Raw genomic sequence first — 19,991 nt, 5'->3', positions numbered from 1 at the left:
TTAGTGCGCCTTTTGCGGTTTTATTGTGACAGGTAATACGCCGTTAGCCGGTGCTTCTCCTAGTAACACTTTTGCAAGTGCGGTAAAAGCAGGGCCAGATACAATATCGTTTTTATCTACATCAATATTATATGCATACGATGCAAGTACAGCATTTGCATAATCGCCAAATTTAGCAATGTCGTAAGGTGCTCTTAGGCTTATAAATACAGTGCTTTTGTTTTCTTCTTTTGCCACTTTTAATAATGACTCAAGTGCTTTTGGCTGCTCCGCATTATTAAGTGCAAAATTTGAATCATCTTTTAAATCATCCATACCACCAATTTCGACCGCACTTTGATTAGGTGTTGCATTACCGGCTATAACTACATCAGCAGCGTGTATTTGTGTTTTAGCTTGTGCCGGATTAAACCCTTGTAAACTACTACAGCTATAGTTAAGTTTTTGCTGGCTGATAGCTTCAATCGCTTGCTGCATTGCCATACATTTACGCGTGTCTGGCATAATAATATGAACATTACTTCCTGCTTTTAAATTAAGCGGCAAAGTACTGTTATTATTTTTAACCTGCGTTATTGCCTCTACAGCAAGCTGCGCTTCTATTTCGCGATGTGCTGCACTGCCAATTGTTTGCTTTGCATTTATGAGCGCGGTAATAGGGTCAAAATTAGTGCTTAATCTAAATTTATTTTTAAGTGCAATTATACGCTGTGCCGATTGTGCTATTTCTTGCTCATCAAGTTGGTTTGATTTAACCGCTGCAACAAGATCTTTAATAAGATCATCGAGTTTATTTAAATCATCTGGTGTTCTAATTTCAATAGGCATTAGGGCAATGTCAGCTCCAGCGGCAAATGTATTTATTACCGCTTGAGTTGGTGTGAAGAAGTTACTAATACCAGCCATATCAAGCGCATCAGTTACTACAACTCCTTGGTAATTAAGCTCGCCACGTAAAATATCAGTAATGATTGCGCGCGACATTGTTGCCGGTTTTATCATAGTTTTGCCATTAACACTTATAAACGTTGTGCTATCGAGCGCGGGATATTGAATATGCGCCGTCATTATCATTCCTGGGTTTTGCTTGGCGATAATGTGTTTAAACGGTGCTAGGTCTTGCTCGTAAATAACTTCTTTTGCGTGGTTTACTTTAGGCAAACCCGTATGGCTATCTACGTTTGTATCGCCGTGACCCGGAAAGTGCTTTAGCGAGGTAATCACGCCATTGCTTTCAAATCCTGCAACCTGTGCGGCGCCCAATTTACTCACTAATGCTGGGTTTTCACCAAACGAGCGTACGTTAATAACTGGGTTATCGGGATTCATGTTTACATCAACCGTGGGCGCGTAGTTTACATTTATACCCAGCGAATTTAGCTCTTTAGCTATTACTGTTGCTGTTTTTGTCGCAAAGCTTATACCGTGTTTTTTGTAGGTTGCGCCAATCGACATATTACCGGTAAATGAGGTAGCAACATCACGGGGTAAACGCGCTACACGTCCGCCTTCTTGATCTATTGATATAAATAGCGGCAGCTTACTACTGGACTTACTTGCAGCTGTTTGCAATTGGCTATTAAGCGTAATGGTTTGTTCTATCGATTGAATGTTTTCAGAAAATAAGATAACCCCACCAATATCGTATTTTGCAATAGCGGTAGCGAGCTCATTAGGTAACTCGGTCATTGGAGTTCGGCATTTATTACTTACTCCTTGCTGACAGAAGTAACGAAAGTCGAGTATTAGCTTTTGCCCAAGTTTTTGTTCAAGAGAAAGCACGGGTTTAGCAAGCGAGGATTGTAATGGCATTAAGCACCCAGATAAAAAAACGATAGACGATACAATACACTTATTTAGCAAAACACACTCCAAAGCTAAAAAGTAGATAAGTATAAGCAGCTTAACTACTTTTTGAGGTAACTGCAAAAGAAGGATTTTTTGCAGAGGAACCAATAACGTATTGTAAAAGTTAAAGAAAATTCATAATCTTGCTATTAGCGAAAAGTTATATTTAGTTATATTTTTTGTGGCTTTGTTAATATTAGATAATAAATTTTCAAGAGGGTATAATTGCGGGCTTTATATACAATTATAGGTTCGGGTACTGAATACCTGTACTTAGGATGGCATACGTTTGCGAAAAAAATTATTAACGGCCTTAAATCTTCGATTTCTTATTTTGCTTTTAGCGATTACGGCTTCTATTAGTACTTTAGTAAGTAGCTTTTATTCTACCTACCAAGTACAAAAGGAGCAGTTAACGGCTTACACGCTAAAAAGTAACTATGCTTATGCCAATAAACTGGCATCAGCAACAGATAATTTTTTAGAATCCGCAATGCAACAACTGGCCTATTCAGCTAAAAAAATAGAGCAAAGAGTTGATGATGAAGATTTATTAAACCAAGAAGCGACCCGCTTACACTTACAAACGAATAGCTTTAACTCGGTTGTAATTAATAAGCATAGTATTGTTGTCGCAACCTCTCCTAAATTTCCGCAACTTATTGGTGAATCAATCCACTCACCCGGCGCTGTACAAGCGCTACAAGAAAAAAGACCATTAATCAGCGCGCCTTATATGTCAGCTGCTGGGAACTTTATTGTTTTTATTTCTCATCCTTTGTTTGATCAAAGTGGAGATTACCTTGGTTATATTGGTGGCTCCCTTTATCTAAAGGAGCGTAATATTTTAAATAGCTTATTAGAGCAGCATTATTATGAGGGTGGAACATATATTTATGTGGTCGACGCCAGTAGGCGAATTCTCTATCACCCAGATCAGGCACTAATAGGGACAGTCGTCACAAATAATTCCATCACTAATAATATGATTACAGGCCAAAGCGGTACTTCTATTGTTAAAAATAGCCAAGAGATAGAAATGCTAGCAGGCTTTTCCTCTGTGCCTAAAGCAAAATGGGTAATTGTCGCTCAGCGCCCTGTAAGCGCAACGCTTTCGTCACTTGATTTACTCATAACTGAAGTGATAAAACGTACATTACCGATGGCTGTTATTACGTTTCTTTTAATCGGTTTTTTTGCTCACTTTATTTCCAGGCCTTTAAAACAACTAGCAGACAAAGCAAATACACTTGACGATCCAACAAGTATTGAAGAGCTCAAAAGTGTTAAATCTTGGTACTTTGAAAGCCAAAGACTAAAAATTGCAATGCTCAATGGAGTTAATACTTTGCAAATGCAGATAGGTCAGCTTCGTCATGATGCGCAAACAGATCCCCTAACTGATACTCATAACCGTAGGAGTTTAAACGGTTTATTAAACCAGTTGATGTTTAAGCAAACTCCATTTGCTATTTTAGAGATAGACATCGATTTCTTTAAGCGAGTTAACGATACCTTTGGCCATGATAAAGGAGATGAAGCTCTTAAATCGCTTACTGATATTATCAAACAATTATCTCGAAAAGACGATATCGTAGCACGTATAGGTGGTGAAGAATTTGTACTTGTCTTGCCTAATGAAAACAGCCAAAGTGCGCTCAAAATAGCAGAGCGACTACGTAAAACTGTTGAGTCTACAAATATGGAAACTATCGGCTTTATAACAATTTCTATTGGGATTGCAACTTGGCCTGAGCACAGTAACGACATAGACCAAGTTTACAAATGTGCTGACAAAGCACTTTACCATGCAAAAGAACATGGCCGTAATCAGTGCATTGTTGCTGATTAAAAGTGTGTTTCGATAGGTGAATAGTTAATTGCAATTTCTACATTGCTAACTGATCTATAGCTGTTTAGAGCACTAGACAATCCTGCAATATCAACATCTTTTTCAACAAGTAATGTGTAATTGTGAGCTGTTGACTTGATTAATTCATAATTATTTTTTAACTCATCTGGCACAGAATCGGTATTTAATGTAATGGTAAGAGTACCTGTTACTACACCTTTTTGTTTTAAGTTCTGATTATAAATAACGTCGCCTTTAAATAACTGCTCAGAGTTAAAGATAAGTTTATCACCCGATGAATTTATGCTTTTAGATGCATTTTTAATAACACCTTGGCTACTTTCTTTTTTAGGAAAAATAGTGTCAGTTTTCTGGTTCTTAGATGGTTCTTTTATAATGATTTCTGCTGTTTTAGGTTGTGCCTGAGAGTTGTTAACTTCTGTTTTTTCACTGTTATTACATGCAGATAGTAATAAAGCTGCGATTATTGGCACTGCGCTTGTAAGAATTGTTTTTTGCATTCGTTTACCTTTGTTTACTTTTCTCTAAATTTAAAGCTATTCAGCTTTATTCAAGCCTGTATATTACCAATTTAACCAGTCGTTTACACAAAACAATCAATTTAAAAACATTAAGTGTTTAAACATAATAAATACAAACAGGTGGATACATGTCTCAATTTAAGTTAACAACTATTGCCATGGTTGTAGCATCAACATTAGCAGCAGGTGAGCTAACGGCCGCTGAACAAACTCGATTTTATGATGTAAGTGCTACAAATGGAGTTACTCAGGGTACTTCTTTAGCTGCTGTTCAGCAGAAAACCTTAGCCGAACGCGCCACTGTATCGGGTCAAAAATCTATTTACGATGCACAAATGGGTAAAGCAACATTTTTATGGCAAGCAATAGGTCAGCGTAAGCCTGACATGGCTTTAATCGCAGCTGATAACCGTAATCAATATGCTGCTGACTTTTATATTGAGGCTTTAACAGGTATTAGTAACCGTAAAGCAACAGCATCTTCTGCCGTTATGGTTGATTTATCAGAGCAAAAACGTGGTTCTATTAGTGCTAAATACAAGCAACAAGTAAACGGTGTTGAAGTTTTTAACCGCGAATACAACTTGTTAATGGATAAAGAGTACAACTTAGTAGCAAGTTCGGGTTATTTTGCTGATACGTCGTCATCTAAAAATAAACTTGCAGCATTAACTGGTTTTGTAAGCTCTGAGCAAAGCATAAAAAAAGCATTTAGTGAATTAGCAAATATTGATGTCTCACTTCGTAAAATTGGTAACGAAGGTGGGTATGTAAAATATGAGGCTAAATCACTAGATGATTCTAAAGTTGTTTTAGGTACGCCACGTGCAAAAGAAGTATTTTTTGAAGTGGCAGGCGAGCTTAAATCAGCTTATTACATTGAAGTAGAAGTAGCAGAAGTTGGCTCTTTAGAAAGTGACTACTTTAGTTACGTAGTAGATTCAAATAACAGCAAAGTATATTTTGCGAAAGATTTGAAATCTCATGCAGCTGATTTTAATTACCGCGTTTACGCTAACCAAGATGGCTACCCAATGGAAAGCCCGCACGGTGACGTAATTCCTGCAGATGGCCCAGGACAAGTAGACGAGACTGAGATTTTAGATGCGCCAATGGTATCTCTATCTTACTACAGCAAACTAAGCACAATAGACCCATGGTTAGCTGATGATGCAACGACAACATCGGGTAATAACGTATTCGCTTACGCAGATGTGGTTGCACCTCAAGACTTTAGTGAGGGTGACTTTACCGCTGAAACAACTGCAGACTTCACATTTGACTACCCTTATCGAGTAGATGAAGTTGCAAATAGCTACGCAAACCGTAAAGCAGCTATTGTTAACTTGTTTTATATGAATAACTTTTTACATGATTTTTTCTATGATCATGGTTTTGATGAAACATCAAATGTAGCGCAGGTATCTAACTTTGGTCGTGGCGGCATAGAAGGTGACCCGATTGAAGCACAAGCTCAAGATAACTCAGGTCGTAATAATGCAAATATGTCTACACCAGCTGATGGTGCTAGCCCACGTATGCAAATGTACTTGTACAACAGTAAAGATGCCACTGTTGGTGTAGATTTTGGTATTACAGTAACTTCACATGATTCTTTAGGCCTTTTAGCTTCAACAAAAGAATCTGACTTTGGTAAATACCAATTCAGTGATGTGGCTGCAGAAGTTGTTCGTTTAGATGATGGAAATACAGTAGATTCAATAAGTGTGAACGATGGTTGTGAGCCTGCAATAAATGCAGCAGAACTAGCAGGAAAAATTGCAATTGTAGACCGTGGTTCATGTGCTTTTACGATTAAAGTAAAAAATGCACAAGATGCAGGTGCAATAGCAACTATCGTTGTTAATAATGACCCAGATACGGCAGAACCGGCACCAATGGGCGGTGAAGACGATACTGTAACCATTCCAAATATGGGTTTAAATTACGCTGATGGTCATGCAATGTATGACCTAATTGATGCTGGTGAAGTTGTTACTGTAGACATGTTTACCAAAGCAACATTAAAAGATGGTACGTTTGATAATGGTATTATTGCTCATGAATGGGGTCACTACATTAGTAACCGCTTAGTCGGTAATTCATCAGGCCTTATTAACTTCCAAGGCCGCGCAATGGGCGAAGGCTGGGGCGATTTCCACTCATTAATGTTTATCGCTAAAGAAAGCGATATAAATATTACAGGTAACGATAAGTTCCAAAAAGCATATGGTAGCGGCACATTTGTAGAAGACTTCTACTTCGGTATTCGTCGTCTTCCTTATTCAACTGATACAGATGTAAATGCATTGTCGTTCCGCCATATTACTGAAAATGCTGGTGCTGATATTGGTATATCACCAACAAGCGTGGCTTCTCCTCATGCTGCCGGCGAAATTTGGGCAACTGTATTATGGGAAAACTACGTAGCGCTTATCAACGAGCATGGCTTTAATGAAGCACAAACTCGAATGGCAGATTACTTAGTTGCAGGTTACAAATTAACACCTATAGCACCAACCTACACTGAAGCACGTGATGCTATTTTAGCTGCTGCCTATGCAGTAGACCCTGCTGATTACAAATTAATGGTAGGTGCATTTGCTAAACGTGGTATGGGTCTTGGCGCAGTATCGCCAGATCGTTTCAGTGAAGACCTTACTGGTGTAGTTGAATCGGATAAAACACAGCTTTCTAGCTATGCATTTGCAAGTGCTGACTTAAACAACATGTACAATGGTACAGAGCTTGGTTTTTGTACTAACGACAATATTTTAGATAAAGGCGAAACGAGTACGGTTAGCGTAACAATTACTAACCGTGGTAGTGAAGTACTTAGTGGTACAACAGCACAACTGACTGTTATAAGCGATCATGATGTAACATTTGAAAATGATGGTTTACTTACTTTTGGTGAAGTTCAACCGTACGAAGCAATAACTAGTAACGATATTAAAGTTACTTTGAACGAAGCGGGTACAGCTGAAACACTAGAAATTGAAGTCACATTCCCTGAAATTGAAACGGACGATGATATCGTTGAAGCACTTGATCAAACACTCACGTTTGAAGTAAATATGGGCTTTAAATCAGAAATGCCTGTTGGAGCTGTAGTTTCAGATGATATGGAAGTAGCAAGTTCATCACTATTAGATTTAAAAGAAAACGTAATGTTTGGCGGTGATTTAGCTGTTGGCACTCAGGTTATGGATAATAGTGGTAATATTGCCTTCTTTGAACAAGGTGGGTTTGAGCTAGGCACACAGGCAATGCGCCTTGTAAATAATGGCTTCCAATCAGATGTAGCAATAGAGAGTAAGCCATTCGAAGTTGGTTACTCAGGCGACTTTGAAATCTCGTTTTGGCATTTCTATAGTATTGAGCAAAACTGGGATGGTGGTGTTGTAGAAGTTAGTGTTAATGGCGGTGACTGGGTTGATGCTACTGAAATTGGCGGCACATTTGATGTTGGCTACGACGCTGTTCTAATCGAAAACGATTCGCAAGAACTTCAAGAACGTGAAACTTTTACTGGTAATAACGTACAAGATAGTGGCGCGTATGGTAATTATGAAACTATAAACTTTGGTGATGCCCTAAACGGCAACTTAGTAAAAGTACGCTTTAGAATTTCATCAGATGGCGCAGTAAGTGATTTAGGTTGGTGGATTGATAACCTAACTATGTCTAACGTTTTATCTCCTGTATTTTCTGAGCTTGTAGCGGGTGATTCGCTAGCATGTGATAACGCAGCCCCACTTGTTTTAGTCGAAAGTTCATCAGCGGAAATTACTGAATCTGCTACAGGAACAATTACAGCAACAGCGTCAGATCGCAATGGTCAAACACTAACTTATGCTTGGACTCAGGTTAGCGGTAGTGCTGCTACGCTCACAGGTACTGACACTGCAATTTTGAGCTTCACACCTGCAGCTATTACTGCAGATGAAGAGCTTGTTTTTGAAGTTGCCGTAAGTGATGGTGTAACAACTGTGACTCAACAAAATACTGTAATGGTAAAAAATGAAGCGGTAGCAACTGTGCCTGTAACAGAATCAAAATCTAGCGGTGGTGGTAGTTTTGGCTTTATAGCTTTATTACTTACTCCATTAGTATGGTTTAATAGACGTCGCAAAAACGTTAGTAAATAAGTTTAAATAACATCCGTCAACTCTAAGCACATGACGGTTTTAATGAAAGGCCAGTAGCGTTTGCATCTGGCCTTTTTTATACACTTAGTTTGATGTTTTTAGTCCTGAGCACAGTAACGACATAGACCAAGTTTACAAATGTGCTGACAAAGCACTTTACCATGCAAAAGAACATGGCCGTAATCAGTGCATTGTTGCTGATATTAGCTAAGCATAGCTTAGCTAAGCTATATTTTGCATTGAACTTAAATTGATAAATCCTTTACAAAGAGTGCATGAGTTTATTAAGCCAGCCATCAGCTTTTGATGGTTTGTAAATCATTACTACCTCTTCGCTGTAGTGACTGTTAACCCCCTTTACAGTAAATTTTTTAAGCCCTAAATCATCAATCACGAAATTTGGTAAATATGCCAACGCCAAGCCACTTTGTACCACCTCTATTAATGTACTGTAATCACTACACCTAAATACAATATTGCGCGGGGCTATTTCATCTTGCCAGCCGTCGGAGCCAATACCTTGTTCAAGGCCGCACAGTGGTGAAAACAACGGGCATGCAAAAGACAACTGTAGCAATTGGTTTTTATTGAGTGTTAAAAAGCCTTTTTGTACTAGCTGATGTGAAGGAGACGCAGCTACACTAAACTCAGTATTAAATACATCAACCGCCACTAAATTAGTATGTGAGCTGTTGTTTAATGCCTCGCGAGTAACTAGCGCAATATGCGCCGAACCTGATGCAACTTGGCTTATGGCTTCACCTTCAAATACATTATTAATACGCACCGAGCAAGGCAGGTTACTCAGGGGGGTAAGTAACTTTTTAACGCCACTTTTGAGTAAAATGGCAGGGCCTTCAATAACCGCATTAAATTTATGATTATCGCTTTTAAAACGGCTAGTAAGCTGCTGGTAATTATGAACTAAATCGCTACTGTGCTTAACAAACTCTTTGCCTTTATCATTGAGTACTAAGGTTTTATCTACACGGTTAAACAGCTCCGTGGCTAAGTTTGCCTCAACCTTTTTTAGCGTTTTAGACAGCGCACCTGGGGTAATATTAAAGTGCTTAGCGGTTGTATGCAGATTTTGCGAACCCGCCATATGAATTACTTTTTCAATGTCATCTAAATACATAGCGCCAAACCGTATTAACTAAAAGGAAACAACTAATCACTTATTATCGATTATTTGTATATAAAAATCAGCTTATAGTGGCGCTATATATATTTTTTGAGCACTAACATGAAACACATACTGCTATTTTTTATTTTATTATCGAGTGCAGCGCACGCAAATACACCTCAACACAATTCACACAAAACCCACAGCTATAATGGCTTCCATGGTATGGCGCTTATTTTAGCCGGCGATAAAGTACTTGCCAGCCACATGCCTTTATACGCCCCTCCACACAACTACCAAATAGTGTATGAAGTAACTACGGATGACACCCACTTAAAAACAATCAAAAATATTTTAAATAAAGCAGCAGACGAGCAAGAACAGATCACTATTTTACCAACCAAATTTGACCTAAATTTATTAATAAATAAAAAGACACCCACCTTAAATGTAACTTTATTTAACGGCCATTTTGAACGCGGTGGCAACGCACTTTTTACTACAAAGCTAACCTTTAAAAACCCGCTATATGTTGAAAAAATAACGACTAATCAAGCACAAAAAAATGTGTTTGCATTAATAAAGCTAACAGAGCAGCAAGGTTTAGTAATTCATAAAATACAAAGCAAGCCAAGCTATGACTCGTTAAGCTTAGTACCGCTTACTATGAGTAAATATAACGGGGAATTGAAGTGTGATGCTTCGATAAGCACTGCGCTTAAAAGCAAACTAGAGGCATGTTTTAAAACCGTACCAAGCTATTTAGAAACAAAAGACTTTGCAGTTAATTAATTTATAAAACCAGTGATTTTGGCTTTAAATCGCTGGTTTTATAAAGTGTTACTTTGTTTTTAGTAAATTTTAAGATGAAATTTTGAGATGACACCCACCGTTAATTTTGTACTTTAGCCATAATGAATTAGGTGGTGCACTTCCAATTAGAATCTAGGAATCAATAAATAAAAAATTAGGTTGGGTGTCATCTTAAAAATAAACTCAACAAACGCTGCAGCTTCATGCAGCGTTTGTTGCTATTTAATTTTCTAGGAGCTAATTAAAACACATAACTTATTTTGGCTGAAAAGTTACGCCCAGGTTGGGTGTATTGGCTAAAATCAGCACTTTGCGATTGCCCTGCAATTAGCTCAAAAGGCACATATTCTTTATCGAGCAAGTTAAGTACACCTACATTTAGCTGCCACGCTTGCCATTCGTAGTTTGCGTATAAATCAACAACGCCGTAGCCATGCCCTTGCGTAGTTTTATTACCGTTTGTATCAAGTACTACATCCGATTGCGATTTAGCCAAACGCAACGCGGCGGTCCAGTTAATATTACCCTGTTCTGTACTTAACAATACTGAGCCATTTAACGGGCTAATGCTGGTAAGTGGCTGATCGGTTTCTTTATTTTCACCATCAACGTAAGCCACGTTTGCCTCTAGTAGTATATTTTCAGCTACATACATGGCAATTCCGGCTTCCACACCGCTTATTTGTGTTTCGCTAATATTTTGGTACTGATACAGCGTTTTGTTTACGCCAGGAATGTACGTTGGCTCAACACCCACTACGGCGGTTTCTATAAAGTCATCGTATGCTGCATAAAAAGCACTTAAATTTACGCTAATATCGCTGCTGGCGTATCTTAGCCCAAGCTCAAACGAATCACTGCTTTCAGGGTCTAAATCGGCGTTTGGTAATATTTGATAAAACGGTTCAACGCCGTGGCTTTGATAGGCTTGGTCGTGTGGTGGTATTTTAAAGCCTCGTACGTATTGCCCGTACAACGACAAGTTATCATCCACTTGGTATATAGCACCTAGCTTAGGCGAAAAAGCAGATTCGGTAATATCACCAAGCTGCGCATCGGCGTATAGCTCATCATTTTTAGCCTCTAGGGTGTAGTAATCATATCGCACACCCGCAATAACCGACCACGCGCTATTATTAAACGAAATACTGTCTTGTACATAAGCGCCAATTAAAGAGGTATCAGCCCCCGGGAATGCTTTTTGTTTTTGGTCTGTAAAATCAACAGTGCCATCGGCTAAAATACGGGTTTTAAAACGTGGGCGGGTGGTGTCGTATAAGTCTATATCAATCCCGTACACCACTTCGTGATCGGCACTCTCTGCGTTAAACCCTTTATTAAATACCGCTTTTAAACCTAAAATATTTTGCTCAAAACGATAGTCGTTATAATCGGTGTAGGTGCTTGCGCCACTAATTTGATCGCTTTGTTGCTCGTAACTACTATAAGACACTTGCCCGTACCATTTATCAAACGCAGCGGTTGCTACTTCTGAATGGTAATCGAGCGCCAGTGACCAACTCGTGTCATCTTCTTCGGTTTCTTGAACCGCGGGGGTTATTACTTGCTCAGTTGTTTGGTTAAAGTAATCAAGGGTGTATTTAACTGTGCGTTTTTCATCAAGCTGTTGCTCAAATTTAACTAATAAAGCGTCCGACTTAGCATCATAACCGGGTAAGTTTTCGTCATAGTTTTGTACTTCTTCGCTATCGCGGTGGCTATACACGGCGCTTACTGCAAAGTCGCCTAAGTCTTTTGCAGCAGTAACATCGGCGGCAACTTGATTACTTTGACCTTGATACCCAAGCGCCATTTTTACAAAGCTGCTGTTATTTTTTAAATAATCACTTGGATCTTTAGTGGTTATAACTACAATGCCACCAAGTGCATCAGAGCCATATAATGACGATGCAGCACCTTTGGCTACTTCTACTTGTTTTACACCTGCTACGTCAAAATAATTACGGCCAACTAAATAGCCCCCTCCACCTGCATAACCATCGTTGGTGCGTCGGCCATCTTTTATAAATACAACCCGGTTACCACCAACACCACGTACTGTAAGTGTTTGCGCGCCTGCGCCACTGCCTGTCGTTGCAATGCTTGGGTCGTACTTAAACATGGTTTGTAAATCTACAGCTAGCTGACGCTCTATGTCTTGCTCGGTAATAACAGTGACTGAGCCTGTTACATCTTTAAGCTTTTGCTCAAAGCGCGAGCCACTTACAACAATATGATCGTCAATTATGTTTTCGGCAATGGCAGTGCCCGAGCCGAGTAGTAAGGTTGCTATAGCAGTAAATCTAAACGCAGAGGGATTCATTTTAACTCCAAATGATAATAGTTATTATTTATGGCAGAAATGTTACAACTAAGTCAAATTAAGGTCAATTAATTATGATAATCATTTTCATTTAGATTTAACTAGTTATAATAGCCAAAAAATAAAACCGGAGTGTGTAATGAAATACCTATTTATATTGTTTGCTTTAATGGCCCAATCTGCACTTGCACAAGAGCGCGTTATTAGCGCTGGCGGCACCCTTACTGAAATAATTTATGCGCTAGGCAAACAAAATACCCTTGTAGCTGTTGATCAATCGAGCATGTACCCGCACCAAGCCACGCAATTACCACAAGTGGGTTATTACCGCGATTTAGCGGCAGAAGGCGTACTTTCAATGCGCCCAACCACCTTGTTAGCGCTTGAAGGCGCAGGGCGAAGCCAAGCACTTAAGCAAATTGAGGCAACAGGAGTTAAGCTAATTCATTATAAAAAGCCGACCTCAGTTAACGAGCTACTTGAGCTAATAAAACGCTTAGGTGACGATTTAAACGCTAAGCAAAAAGCACAAACACTTATTACGCACATTACAAAATCATTACCTGAAAAAGCAAAAGCACAAACACACAGCGCGCTATTTTTACTCTCAGCTAATGAGCGCGGGCTTGTTGCCGCCGGGCAAGAAACCGTCCCTAATTTATTATTTAGCTATGCAGGCATTACCAATATAGGCGCTACGCATTCAGGCTTTAAAGCAATTAACACCGAAGTACTTGCTATAAATCAGCCCGACTTTTTAGTAGCCCCAGCCCATGTTGTACAAAGCCTTGGCGGTAAGCAGGCTTTTTGTGAGCAACCTACACTACACTTATTAAAAGCGGCGCAAACCTGTAACTTACTTGTAATGGATAGCCTACTTTCGCTTGGCATGTCGCCACGTATTGCCACAGCAATTAATGAGCTTAACGAGTATAAAACCCGCTTATGAACACCCTAACATTGAGCCGTTTTAAGCCTGTAACACTTAGCCAACCCCATAAATGGATGCTATTAGCTTCTGTGTGTATTTTTACTTTGGCGCTACTAAGCATAGGGTATGGCCCTGCAGGATGGGATTGGCGTTTAGCTATTGCTTGGCTTGCACCCGAGTACTTTAATCAGTTTGATGCGCTGCAAATAAATGTCGTAATGCAAATACGTTTGCCACGCTTTGTGCTTGCAGTGCTTGTAGGGTTGGTGCTTGCCCAAACTGGCGCGTCAACGCAAGCGCTGTGCCGCAACCCATTGGCCGACCCATCTATTATTGGCATTAGTGCGGGTGCGGCTATGGTTGCTGTGGCATTTATAGCACTTAGCGCGCAGCTTAATTTTAACGCGCAGTTGTATTTACCTTATGCGTCGTTTTTAGGGGCGCTTGGTGTTACCTCGCTGGTATATTTTATTGCCAAGCAGCAAGGGCAAATTAATATCACCACACTTATATTGGTGGGGGTTGCTATTAACGCATTAGCATTTGCGGTTATTGGGCTACTGAGCTTTTTTGCCGATGACAGTGCATTACGATTAATAAATTACTGGACCATGGGCTCATTAGGCGGAGCAAGCTGGAGCACGATTATTCAAGCTGTGCCGTTACTGTTTATCAGCCTAATTGGCCTGTGGCGGTTAAAAGAGCCTATGAACTTGCTCCTTATTGGCGAGTCACAAGCTCAGTACCTAGGGGTAGACACCAACAAGCTCAAACTATATGTAATTATACTTGTTGCACTGGGAGTAGGGGCGGTTGTGGCACTTACCGGCTTAATAGGGTTTGTTGGATTGGTAGTCCCGCATATTGCCCGCTTAATGGTGGGGCCGCATTTACGTAATATGCTGCCGCTTTGTATGCTAATTGGCGTAGTGGTATTGCTACTTTCTGACTGGCTAGCACGCATTGTGATCATGCCGTCAGAGCTACCCATTGGAATTATTACTGCATTATTGGGTGCGCCATTGTTTATTTATTTAATAGTGAAAAATAAGCGAGGTTGGTCATGATCACGTTTAACAATCTAAGCGTTGGCTTTGATAATCACAGCGTTTTAAACGCTATTAATGGCAGCGCTAAACAAGGGCAACTTGTAGCACTACTTGGTGAAAATGGCGCAGGTAAATCTACCTTGCTGCATACCTTAGCAGGTATGCACTCCTTTACAGGCAGTGTACTTTTTAATGCTAAGCCGCTGGCCTCTCACGCTAAAAAAAGCCTTGCAACACAGCGCGCAGTCATGATGCAAGCTAACCACGTAGGGTTTGATTTTACTGTATTTGAGCTTATTGCAATGGGCCGCTATCCATATGTAGAGTCATTAAAAATGCAAAGCGAAAAAGTAAATAAATACGCCGCTATTATGGATTTAAGCCATTATTTAACTCGCCGCGTAAGTGCGCTTTCGGGCGGAGAGCAACAACGTGTGCATATGGCGCGCACTTTGGCGCAACTAAACGCCTTTACACAATCGGCCGAGCCAAAACTAATGCTGCTCGACGAGCCTACATCAGCACTTGATATGCGCCATCAACATGCTTTGCTCAGCTGCGTTAAAGCATTTGTAGAGCAGGGTAACAGCGCCATTATTGCAATACACGATCTAAACTTGGCCAGCCTTTATGCAACCGATGCTATTTTACTGCACAACAAAAAAGTGCTGCAAAGTGGGCCTATAAACACCGTATTAACTGAACAAAATTTACAACAAATGTACGCCATGAAACTGCACGTAAATCCTCATCCTTATAACGATGCACCCATGGTTTTTTCTCAACGTCAGGAGTTTTTATGAGAGAGCAAGCATTAAACGATGCACGCACCTTGGTTTACAAAACCAATGCCGGTGTTATGTCGACCATTTCTAATAATTTACGCGGCTACCCGTTTGGCTCAGTAACCCCCTATATGTGCGACGAACAAGGCCGTGTTTACTTTTTTATTAGCGATATAGCCCAGCACACTAAAAATCTAAAGCACGACTCTCGTATGAGCCTTACCGTATTTGACGCCGCCGACAGTGGCGATCAAAACGAGCACGGCCGCGTAACGCTCGTAGGCGATGGCTCTATTGTGCCAAGTGAGCAAGCACACACTTTACTTGATAATTATATTGCCCTATACCCCGAAGCCGCTAGCTATCGCAATGCGCACGACTTTCAGTTATGGCAATTAGACGTAGTGCGTGTGCGTTACATTGGCGGCTTTGGCAAAATATTTTGGCTTGAACAAAACGAATGGCAGGATGAGGCAAAAAACTGGGACGAAAGCCAACAGCAAAGCATGATTAACCATATGAATGAAGATCACCAAGATGCTATGTCGCTCATATTAATGCAGCACTACAGCGTTGCTGATAACACCCCAATAATGAGCGGCTTATTACCCACTGGCTTTTATATACAAAGCCAAAAGCGTAACTACTTTATTAACTTTAAAACCCAGTGCAACAGCCCGTTAGAGGTACGTAAAGCGCTGGTTGAGCTAACCAACCAAGCCCGAAATAACTAAACTAAATACATGACGACATAGTTAATCTGAGCCCTGGTTAAGAGATTCACTAACTATGTCGTTATTTTATAAGCAAGCTGTTTGCTCGCCTCGTTTAACTAAAGCTTTAAAAGCGGCTTGCTGATGTTCTTTTTGTACATAACGGGTTGGCAAAGGGTTAACCTGCAACTGATATCCATTTTGATTAGCTTGCACACTTGTTACCGGCGATATCCACACAACATTTAGCTCTGGCGCTAAACGCTTAATAACGCGCGCTATACCTTCGCCATTTTTCACATGAAAATCGCCCGCTATATGCATTACCTGCGCATCTTTATGATTATTTAAATAGTTAACAATAGACTCTGCCATGGTTTCATCCCAGGTAACTTGCGCAGCATAATAGTTTTCGTTTTGACTCACCGAACCATGGTGCATTGATACCATAAAGCGTTGCTTGTAATCACTGGGGGAGGTATCAATAGTGGCTGCAATGTAGCGGCGTTGTTCATCATCAAGTTTATTTAGGTAACTTATGCCTTGCCTGCCAATACAGGTAACAATATTTTTAGGCGCATTTGCAGCGATTACATCGCTATTGTTCATTTTTGCCAGCTCTACCAGCGCACGGTAATCACTTTTGTAATCTGGCCACGCTTGGGTGTTGTCAATTAAGTATTGCTCACCAATTTCACCTTTAACATACTGGTTTAAAGTAAGCTGATCGGCGCGGCTAAATTGTTCAAGCGAAAGGGCAGTGTGTTTATTACTTTTGCTTAATTGCTCAAATAACTCAGCCTGAAATAAATGCACACCCGGGTGCGTATGCCATTCACCTACTAAAACCACATCGGCATTTAATAGCTTGGGCTCTAATAATACAGAGCTAACAGGCTTTGCTTGTGCATTATAAAGCGCTGAGTAATATAATGATGAGCTTTTATCAGGCACCGTGGCTGTTGTGCTACAACCACTCAAACCCGTAACTAACGCCAGAGTTAACATAGACTTTTTCATACACACCTTCAAAACCCTTTAATGCAAATAATTATCAATATCATATACTTATAATGCCTATTAAGCCAGCCAAACTGCTGCTTACTTACATAATCAAGGAAATGAGCGAAACGCGCATTTATATGCCTTAACTTTGCTTGTAAATATTAAATAGCTTTTGATAGCAATATCTTAGGTAATTTGTTAAAACTGTGTAAAGTAGAAAATGAGCGTGACATCGGTAGAAGTATGCTCGATTCGCGGCCTGTAAAATTGTTAGATGTTAAATGGAGTTCTATGAAGCATCCACTTTTTAGTGAAAACATGGAAGATGGTTTTAGCCTATTCTTACTAAAATGTTCAGAATCAAGAAGCTGTCTCTTATTTGGTACCTCAGCTCTTTTGTTATTTATATTTGCAAGTCAAAACACCAGTTTTATGAGTTTCCTTAATGAACACTGGTTTGGTAACATTCTTAAGATTTTGTGTGTAATTGGAGCTTTATTAAGTTGGTTTTCAGCACAAGCACATTCATACAAAAATGGACACTTTAAACTAGTAGCTTCCATATTCTTACTTTGGCCCATTAGCTATATATACTTGTTTTATATACAGTTAACTAAAAAACCTAACGTAAATATCAAATGAAAAAATTATAGCTGGCTGTTTTTTGTTCCTAAAACCATTTTGGTCAACTATATTTTTCCGCTTATGTAAGCGCTAGGCACTGGAGAAGGTTTAATAGATGGAACCAAATTATTCAGAATATTCTATTACTGAATTGCAAGAAGCTATCACGTCTATTGATAGGGCTTTGTACCCTGAACGCTTTGAGCTATTAAAAGCCGAACTATTAAATAGAGACGAGGAAGAGCATAATGCATCTCAATTAGTAAGTCTTTCATCAAAGGACTTACTTATTAAGCTCAGCAATGCATTTTTTGTAATTCCGTTGATGATCTATGTAGGAGTAGATGCACTTAATAGGGGTGAAATACTCCTTAAAGGAGCAGCTATATCAAAAAATGAAAACTTTATATTATTTACATTAAGCGTAATGTTTTGTTTTTTAATCTCAGCGGTACTGACATGTAGCCTGTTTGTGGATAAGAGCAAAAGTTCCTGACAAATACATTATGTCGTTCATAAATTCACTAGGACACAGTTCGATTGGTAGTGTTTTTCTGGAGGTTGATAATATTTTCAACTCAGGGCAAAACATGCTGCACAAGCTAAGCAAAAACAAGTTATAGAGAATAAGAAGACGGTGAAGTGTATTTAAAAACTCTATAACTGAAACAAAAAGGCCGCAGTAATAAATACTGCGGTCTTTGTTTTTAGCTAAGTGCTATTTAGTAAGCGCCTGCGCTGTAAATAAGCTCGTAGCTGTGGCTGTAAATCTCAAGGATGTTACCAAACGGGTCTTCCATGTAGATCATGCGATACGGCTTTTCACCCGGGTAGTAATAACGAGGGGCTTGCATACGTTTTTTACCGCCAGCTTCTACAATACGCTCAGCTAAACCTTCTACATCAGGGTCTTGAACACAGAAATGAAAGATACCGGTTTTCCAGTATTCAAAATTGTCTTTTGGGTTTTCTTGGTTTTTAAATTCGAAAATTTCGACACCAATACGATCCCCTGTAGATAGGTGCGCTATTTTGAATTTTTCCCACTTTTCGCCAAATACTTCTGTGCACATTTCGCCAATTGGGCTTTTGTCTTCGGTAATTAAAGTGGGTTCCATTATGGTATACCAGCCCATCACCTTAGTGTAAAACTCGACTGCTTTTTCAACGTCGGGAACCGAAATACCAATGTGCGAAAAACTACGTGGATATGTATGACTCATAATGCTTCCTCTTTAACTTGTGACTTATCTTGTGGCTAGTTGATGGAGTTAGTTTACGAATTGAACAATATTAAGTAAAATTATCATTAATCATCATTTTGAGTACGTTTTGTAATGATAAATCCAATATGGTTAAACACGTTTTGTACTTTGGTTGAGGTAAATCATTTTACCCAAACCGCCGAGCGTCTTTTTATGACCCAATCGGGCGTAAGTCAGCACATAAAAAAGCTAGAGCAGCAAGTAAACTGCGCGCTATTAGAGCGCCACGGTAAACAATTTACCCTTACCGTACATGGGCAAAATTTGTATCAACAAGGCAGTTTATTATTAAAAGAATGGCAATTTTTAGAGCAGCAATTAAAAGATGATTCGCCTTACAGCGGCTTGGTAAAAATACAATCGCCAGGTAGTTGTGGGCTACAATTTTATAGCCAGTTATTAGCGCTGCAGGCAAAGCATACCGAACTTAATATTGATTATCGCTTTGCACCCAATATAAGCGTAGAGCAAGCCGTAGCAAACCACAGTGCCGACATCGGGTTTTTAACTCAAGCCCCCACACTTAGCGAAGTTACTAGCCACAAAATTGGTAATGAAGCCTTACTACTGGTCACTCCCGCACATATTAAAAACCCAACGTGGGAGGTTTTATGTGAGCTTGGCTTTATTGGCCACCCCGATGCAAAACACCACGCGCAGCTGCTACTAAGCGAAAACTACAGTGAGTTTGAACATGTCGATCAATTTAAGCGCACGGGGTTTTCTAACCAGATAAGTTTAATACTGGAGCCGGTAAGTTTAGGGCTGGGTTTTACGGTTTTACCTGCACATGCTGTTAGTGCATTTAATAAACCTGCGCTTATTAAAACGCACCACTTAGCTAATCCAATCAGCGAAAATATTTATGTATGCCATCACCGAAATAGGCCAATGGCAAAGCGAATGAATACCGTAATTGAAGCAATAAAAGCAGGCTAGGGCGCGAGTAACTGCGCCCGTAAAG

Annotated in this window: 15 protein-coding genes and 1 pseudogene; 10 read left to right on the top strand and 6 right to left on the bottom strand. The window is 39.7% G+C overall.

Translation table 11 applies throughout. From position 1 onward, the window contains the following. The gene (locus tag QMA08_RS07720; protein WP_290174111.1) at window positions 1-1,812 is read right to left on the bottom strand and encodes a glycoside hydrolase family 3 protein; all 1,812 of its coding nucleotides are present in this window, start codon (window positions 1,810-1,812) and stop codon (window positions 1-3) included. A gap of 370 nt (window positions 1,813-2,182) precedes the next feature. On the opposite strand from QMA08_RS07720, the gene QMA08_RS07715 reads away from it, so the two are divergent. Next, window positions 2,183-3,700 carry a sensor domain-containing diguanylate cyclase gene (locus tag QMA08_RS07715; RefSeq protein ID WP_290174159.1) on the top strand — a complete coding sequence of 506 codons (1,518 nt, stop codon included), beginning with the start codon at window positions 2,183-2,185 and terminating at the stop codon, window positions 3,698-3,700. On the opposite strand, the gene QMA08_RS07710 is transcribed toward QMA08_RS07715, so the two are convergent. Continuing rightward, window positions 3,697-4,221, bottom strand: coding sequence for a hypothetical protein (locus QMA08_RS07710; protein ID WP_290174110.1), 525 nt, complete (start codon window positions 4,219-4,221; stop codon window positions 3,697-3,699). The genes QMA08_RS07715 and QMA08_RS07710 overlap by 4 nt on opposite strands. 149 nt (window positions 4,222-4,370) lie before the next feature. On the opposite strand from QMA08_RS07710, the gene QMA08_RS07705 reads away from it, so the two are divergent. Both QMA08_RS07705 and QMA08_RS20310 read left to right on the top strand, forming a co-directional pair. Next, window positions 4,371-8,393: a rhombosortase-dependent M36 family metallopeptidase gene (locus QMA08_RS07705; protein ID WP_290174109.1), complete on the top strand. Its 4,023-nt coding sequence runs from the start codon at window positions 4,371-4,373 to the stop codon at window positions 8,391-8,393. A 112-nt stretch (window positions 8,394-8,505) separates the two neighbouring features. Continuing rightward, window positions 8,506-8,604: pseudogene (locus QMA08_RS20310) on the top strand (hypothetical protein); the annotation flags it as partial. A 51-nt stretch (window positions 8,605-8,655) separates the two neighbouring features. Here the strand turns inward: QMA08_RS20310 and QMA08_RS07700 are convergent. Then, the gene (locus QMA08_RS07700; protein ID WP_290174108.1) at window positions 8,656-9,531 is read right to left on the bottom strand and encodes a LysR family transcriptional regulator; all 876 of its coding nucleotides are present in this window, start codon (window positions 9,529-9,531) and stop codon (window positions 8,656-8,658) included. A gap of 108 nt (window positions 9,532-9,639) precedes the next feature. Between QMA08_RS07700 and QMA08_RS07695 the strand changes: the two genes are divergently transcribed. Then, a complete protein-coding gene (locus QMA08_RS07695) occupies window positions 9,640-10,311 on the top strand; it encodes a hypothetical protein (protein WP_290174107.1) in 672 nt (223 codons plus the stop codon). A 262-nt stretch (window positions 10,312-10,573) separates the two neighbouring features. Here QMA08_RS07695 and QMA08_RS07690 read toward each other — a convergent pair whose 3' ends face one another. Further along, window positions 10,574-12,655: a TonB-dependent hemoglobin/transferrin/lactoferrin family receptor gene (locus QMA08_RS07690; RefSeq protein ID WP_290174106.1), complete on the bottom strand. Its 2,082-nt coding sequence runs from the start codon at window positions 12,653-12,655 to the stop codon at window positions 10,574-10,576. A 139-nt stretch (window positions 12,656-12,794) separates the two neighbouring features. Here QMA08_RS07690 and QMA08_RS07685 point away from each other — a divergent pair, with 139 nt between their 5' ends. The 4 genes from QMA08_RS07685 to QMA08_RS07670 are packed head-to-tail and all read left to right on the top strand — an operon-like array spanning window position 12,795 to window position 16,154. Then, a complete protein-coding gene (locus QMA08_RS07685; RefSeq protein WP_290174105.1) occupies window positions 12,795-13,604 on the top strand; it encodes an ABC transporter substrate-binding protein in 810 nt (269 codons plus the stop codon). Beyond that, window positions 13,601-14,653 carry an iron ABC transporter permease gene (locus tag QMA08_RS07680; protein WP_290174104.1) on the top strand — a complete coding sequence of 351 codons (1,053 nt, stop codon included), beginning with the start codon at window positions 13,601-13,603 and terminating at the stop codon, window positions 14,651-14,653. Before QMA08_RS07685 ends, QMA08_RS07680 begins: the two co-directional genes overlap by 4 nt. Continuing rightward, window positions 14,650-15,438, top strand: coding sequence for a heme ABC transporter ATP-binding protein (locus QMA08_RS07675; RefSeq protein WP_290174103.1), 789 nt, complete (start codon window positions 14,650-14,652; stop codon window positions 15,436-15,438). Before QMA08_RS07680 ends, QMA08_RS07675 begins: the two co-directional genes overlap by 4 nt. Then, window positions 15,435-16,154 (top strand): DUF2470 domain-containing protein, encoded by a 720-nt coding sequence (locus tag QMA08_RS07670; RefSeq protein ID WP_149603742.1) that lies wholly within the window; start codon window positions 15,435-15,437, stop codon window positions 16,152-16,154. The genes QMA08_RS07675 and QMA08_RS07670 overlap by 4 nt, the downstream gene beginning before the upstream one ends. Before the next feature lie 66 nt (window positions 16,155-16,220). Here QMA08_RS07670 and QMA08_RS07665 read toward each other — a convergent pair whose 3' ends face one another. Continuing rightward, window positions 16,221-17,153 carry a ChaN family lipoprotein gene (locus QMA08_RS07665; RefSeq protein ID WP_290174102.1) on the bottom strand — a complete coding sequence of 311 codons (933 nt, stop codon included), beginning with the start codon at window positions 17,151-17,153 and terminating at the stop codon, window positions 16,221-16,223. A 724-nt stretch (window positions 17,154-17,877) separates the two neighbouring features. On the opposite strand from QMA08_RS07665, the gene QMA08_RS07660 reads away from it, so the two are divergent. Then, window positions 17,878-18,258, top strand: coding sequence for a hypothetical protein (locus QMA08_RS07660; protein ID WP_033020786.1), 381 nt, complete (start codon window positions 17,878-17,880; stop codon window positions 18,256-18,258). A gap of 226 nt (window positions 18,259-18,484) precedes the next feature. Here the strand turns inward: QMA08_RS07660 and QMA08_RS07655 are convergent, their stop codons facing one another. Next, the gene (locus QMA08_RS07655) at window positions 18,485-18,985 is read right to left on the bottom strand and encodes a lactoylglutathione lyase family protein (RefSeq protein WP_007583656.1); all 501 of its coding nucleotides are present in this window, start codon (window positions 18,983-18,985) and stop codon (window positions 18,485-18,487) included. A 114-nt stretch (window positions 18,986-19,099) separates the two neighbouring features. On the opposite strand from QMA08_RS07655, the gene QMA08_RS07650 reads away from it, so the two are divergent. Continuing rightward, window positions 19,100-19,966: a LysR family transcriptional regulator gene (locus QMA08_RS07650; protein WP_290174101.1), complete on the top strand. Its 867-nt coding sequence runs from the start codon at window positions 19,100-19,102 to the stop codon at window positions 19,964-19,966. Window positions 19,967-19,991: the final 25 nt, after the last annotated feature.

It is taken from the genome of Pseudoalteromonas sp. APC 3355 (genome assembly GCF_030407615.1).
GTDB classification, from domain to species: Bacteria; Pseudomonadota; Gammaproteobacteria; order Enterobacterales; family Alteromonadaceae; genus Pseudoalteromonas; species Pseudoalteromonas distincta.
This window is presented reverse-complemented; position numbering and strand designations above follow the sequence as displayed.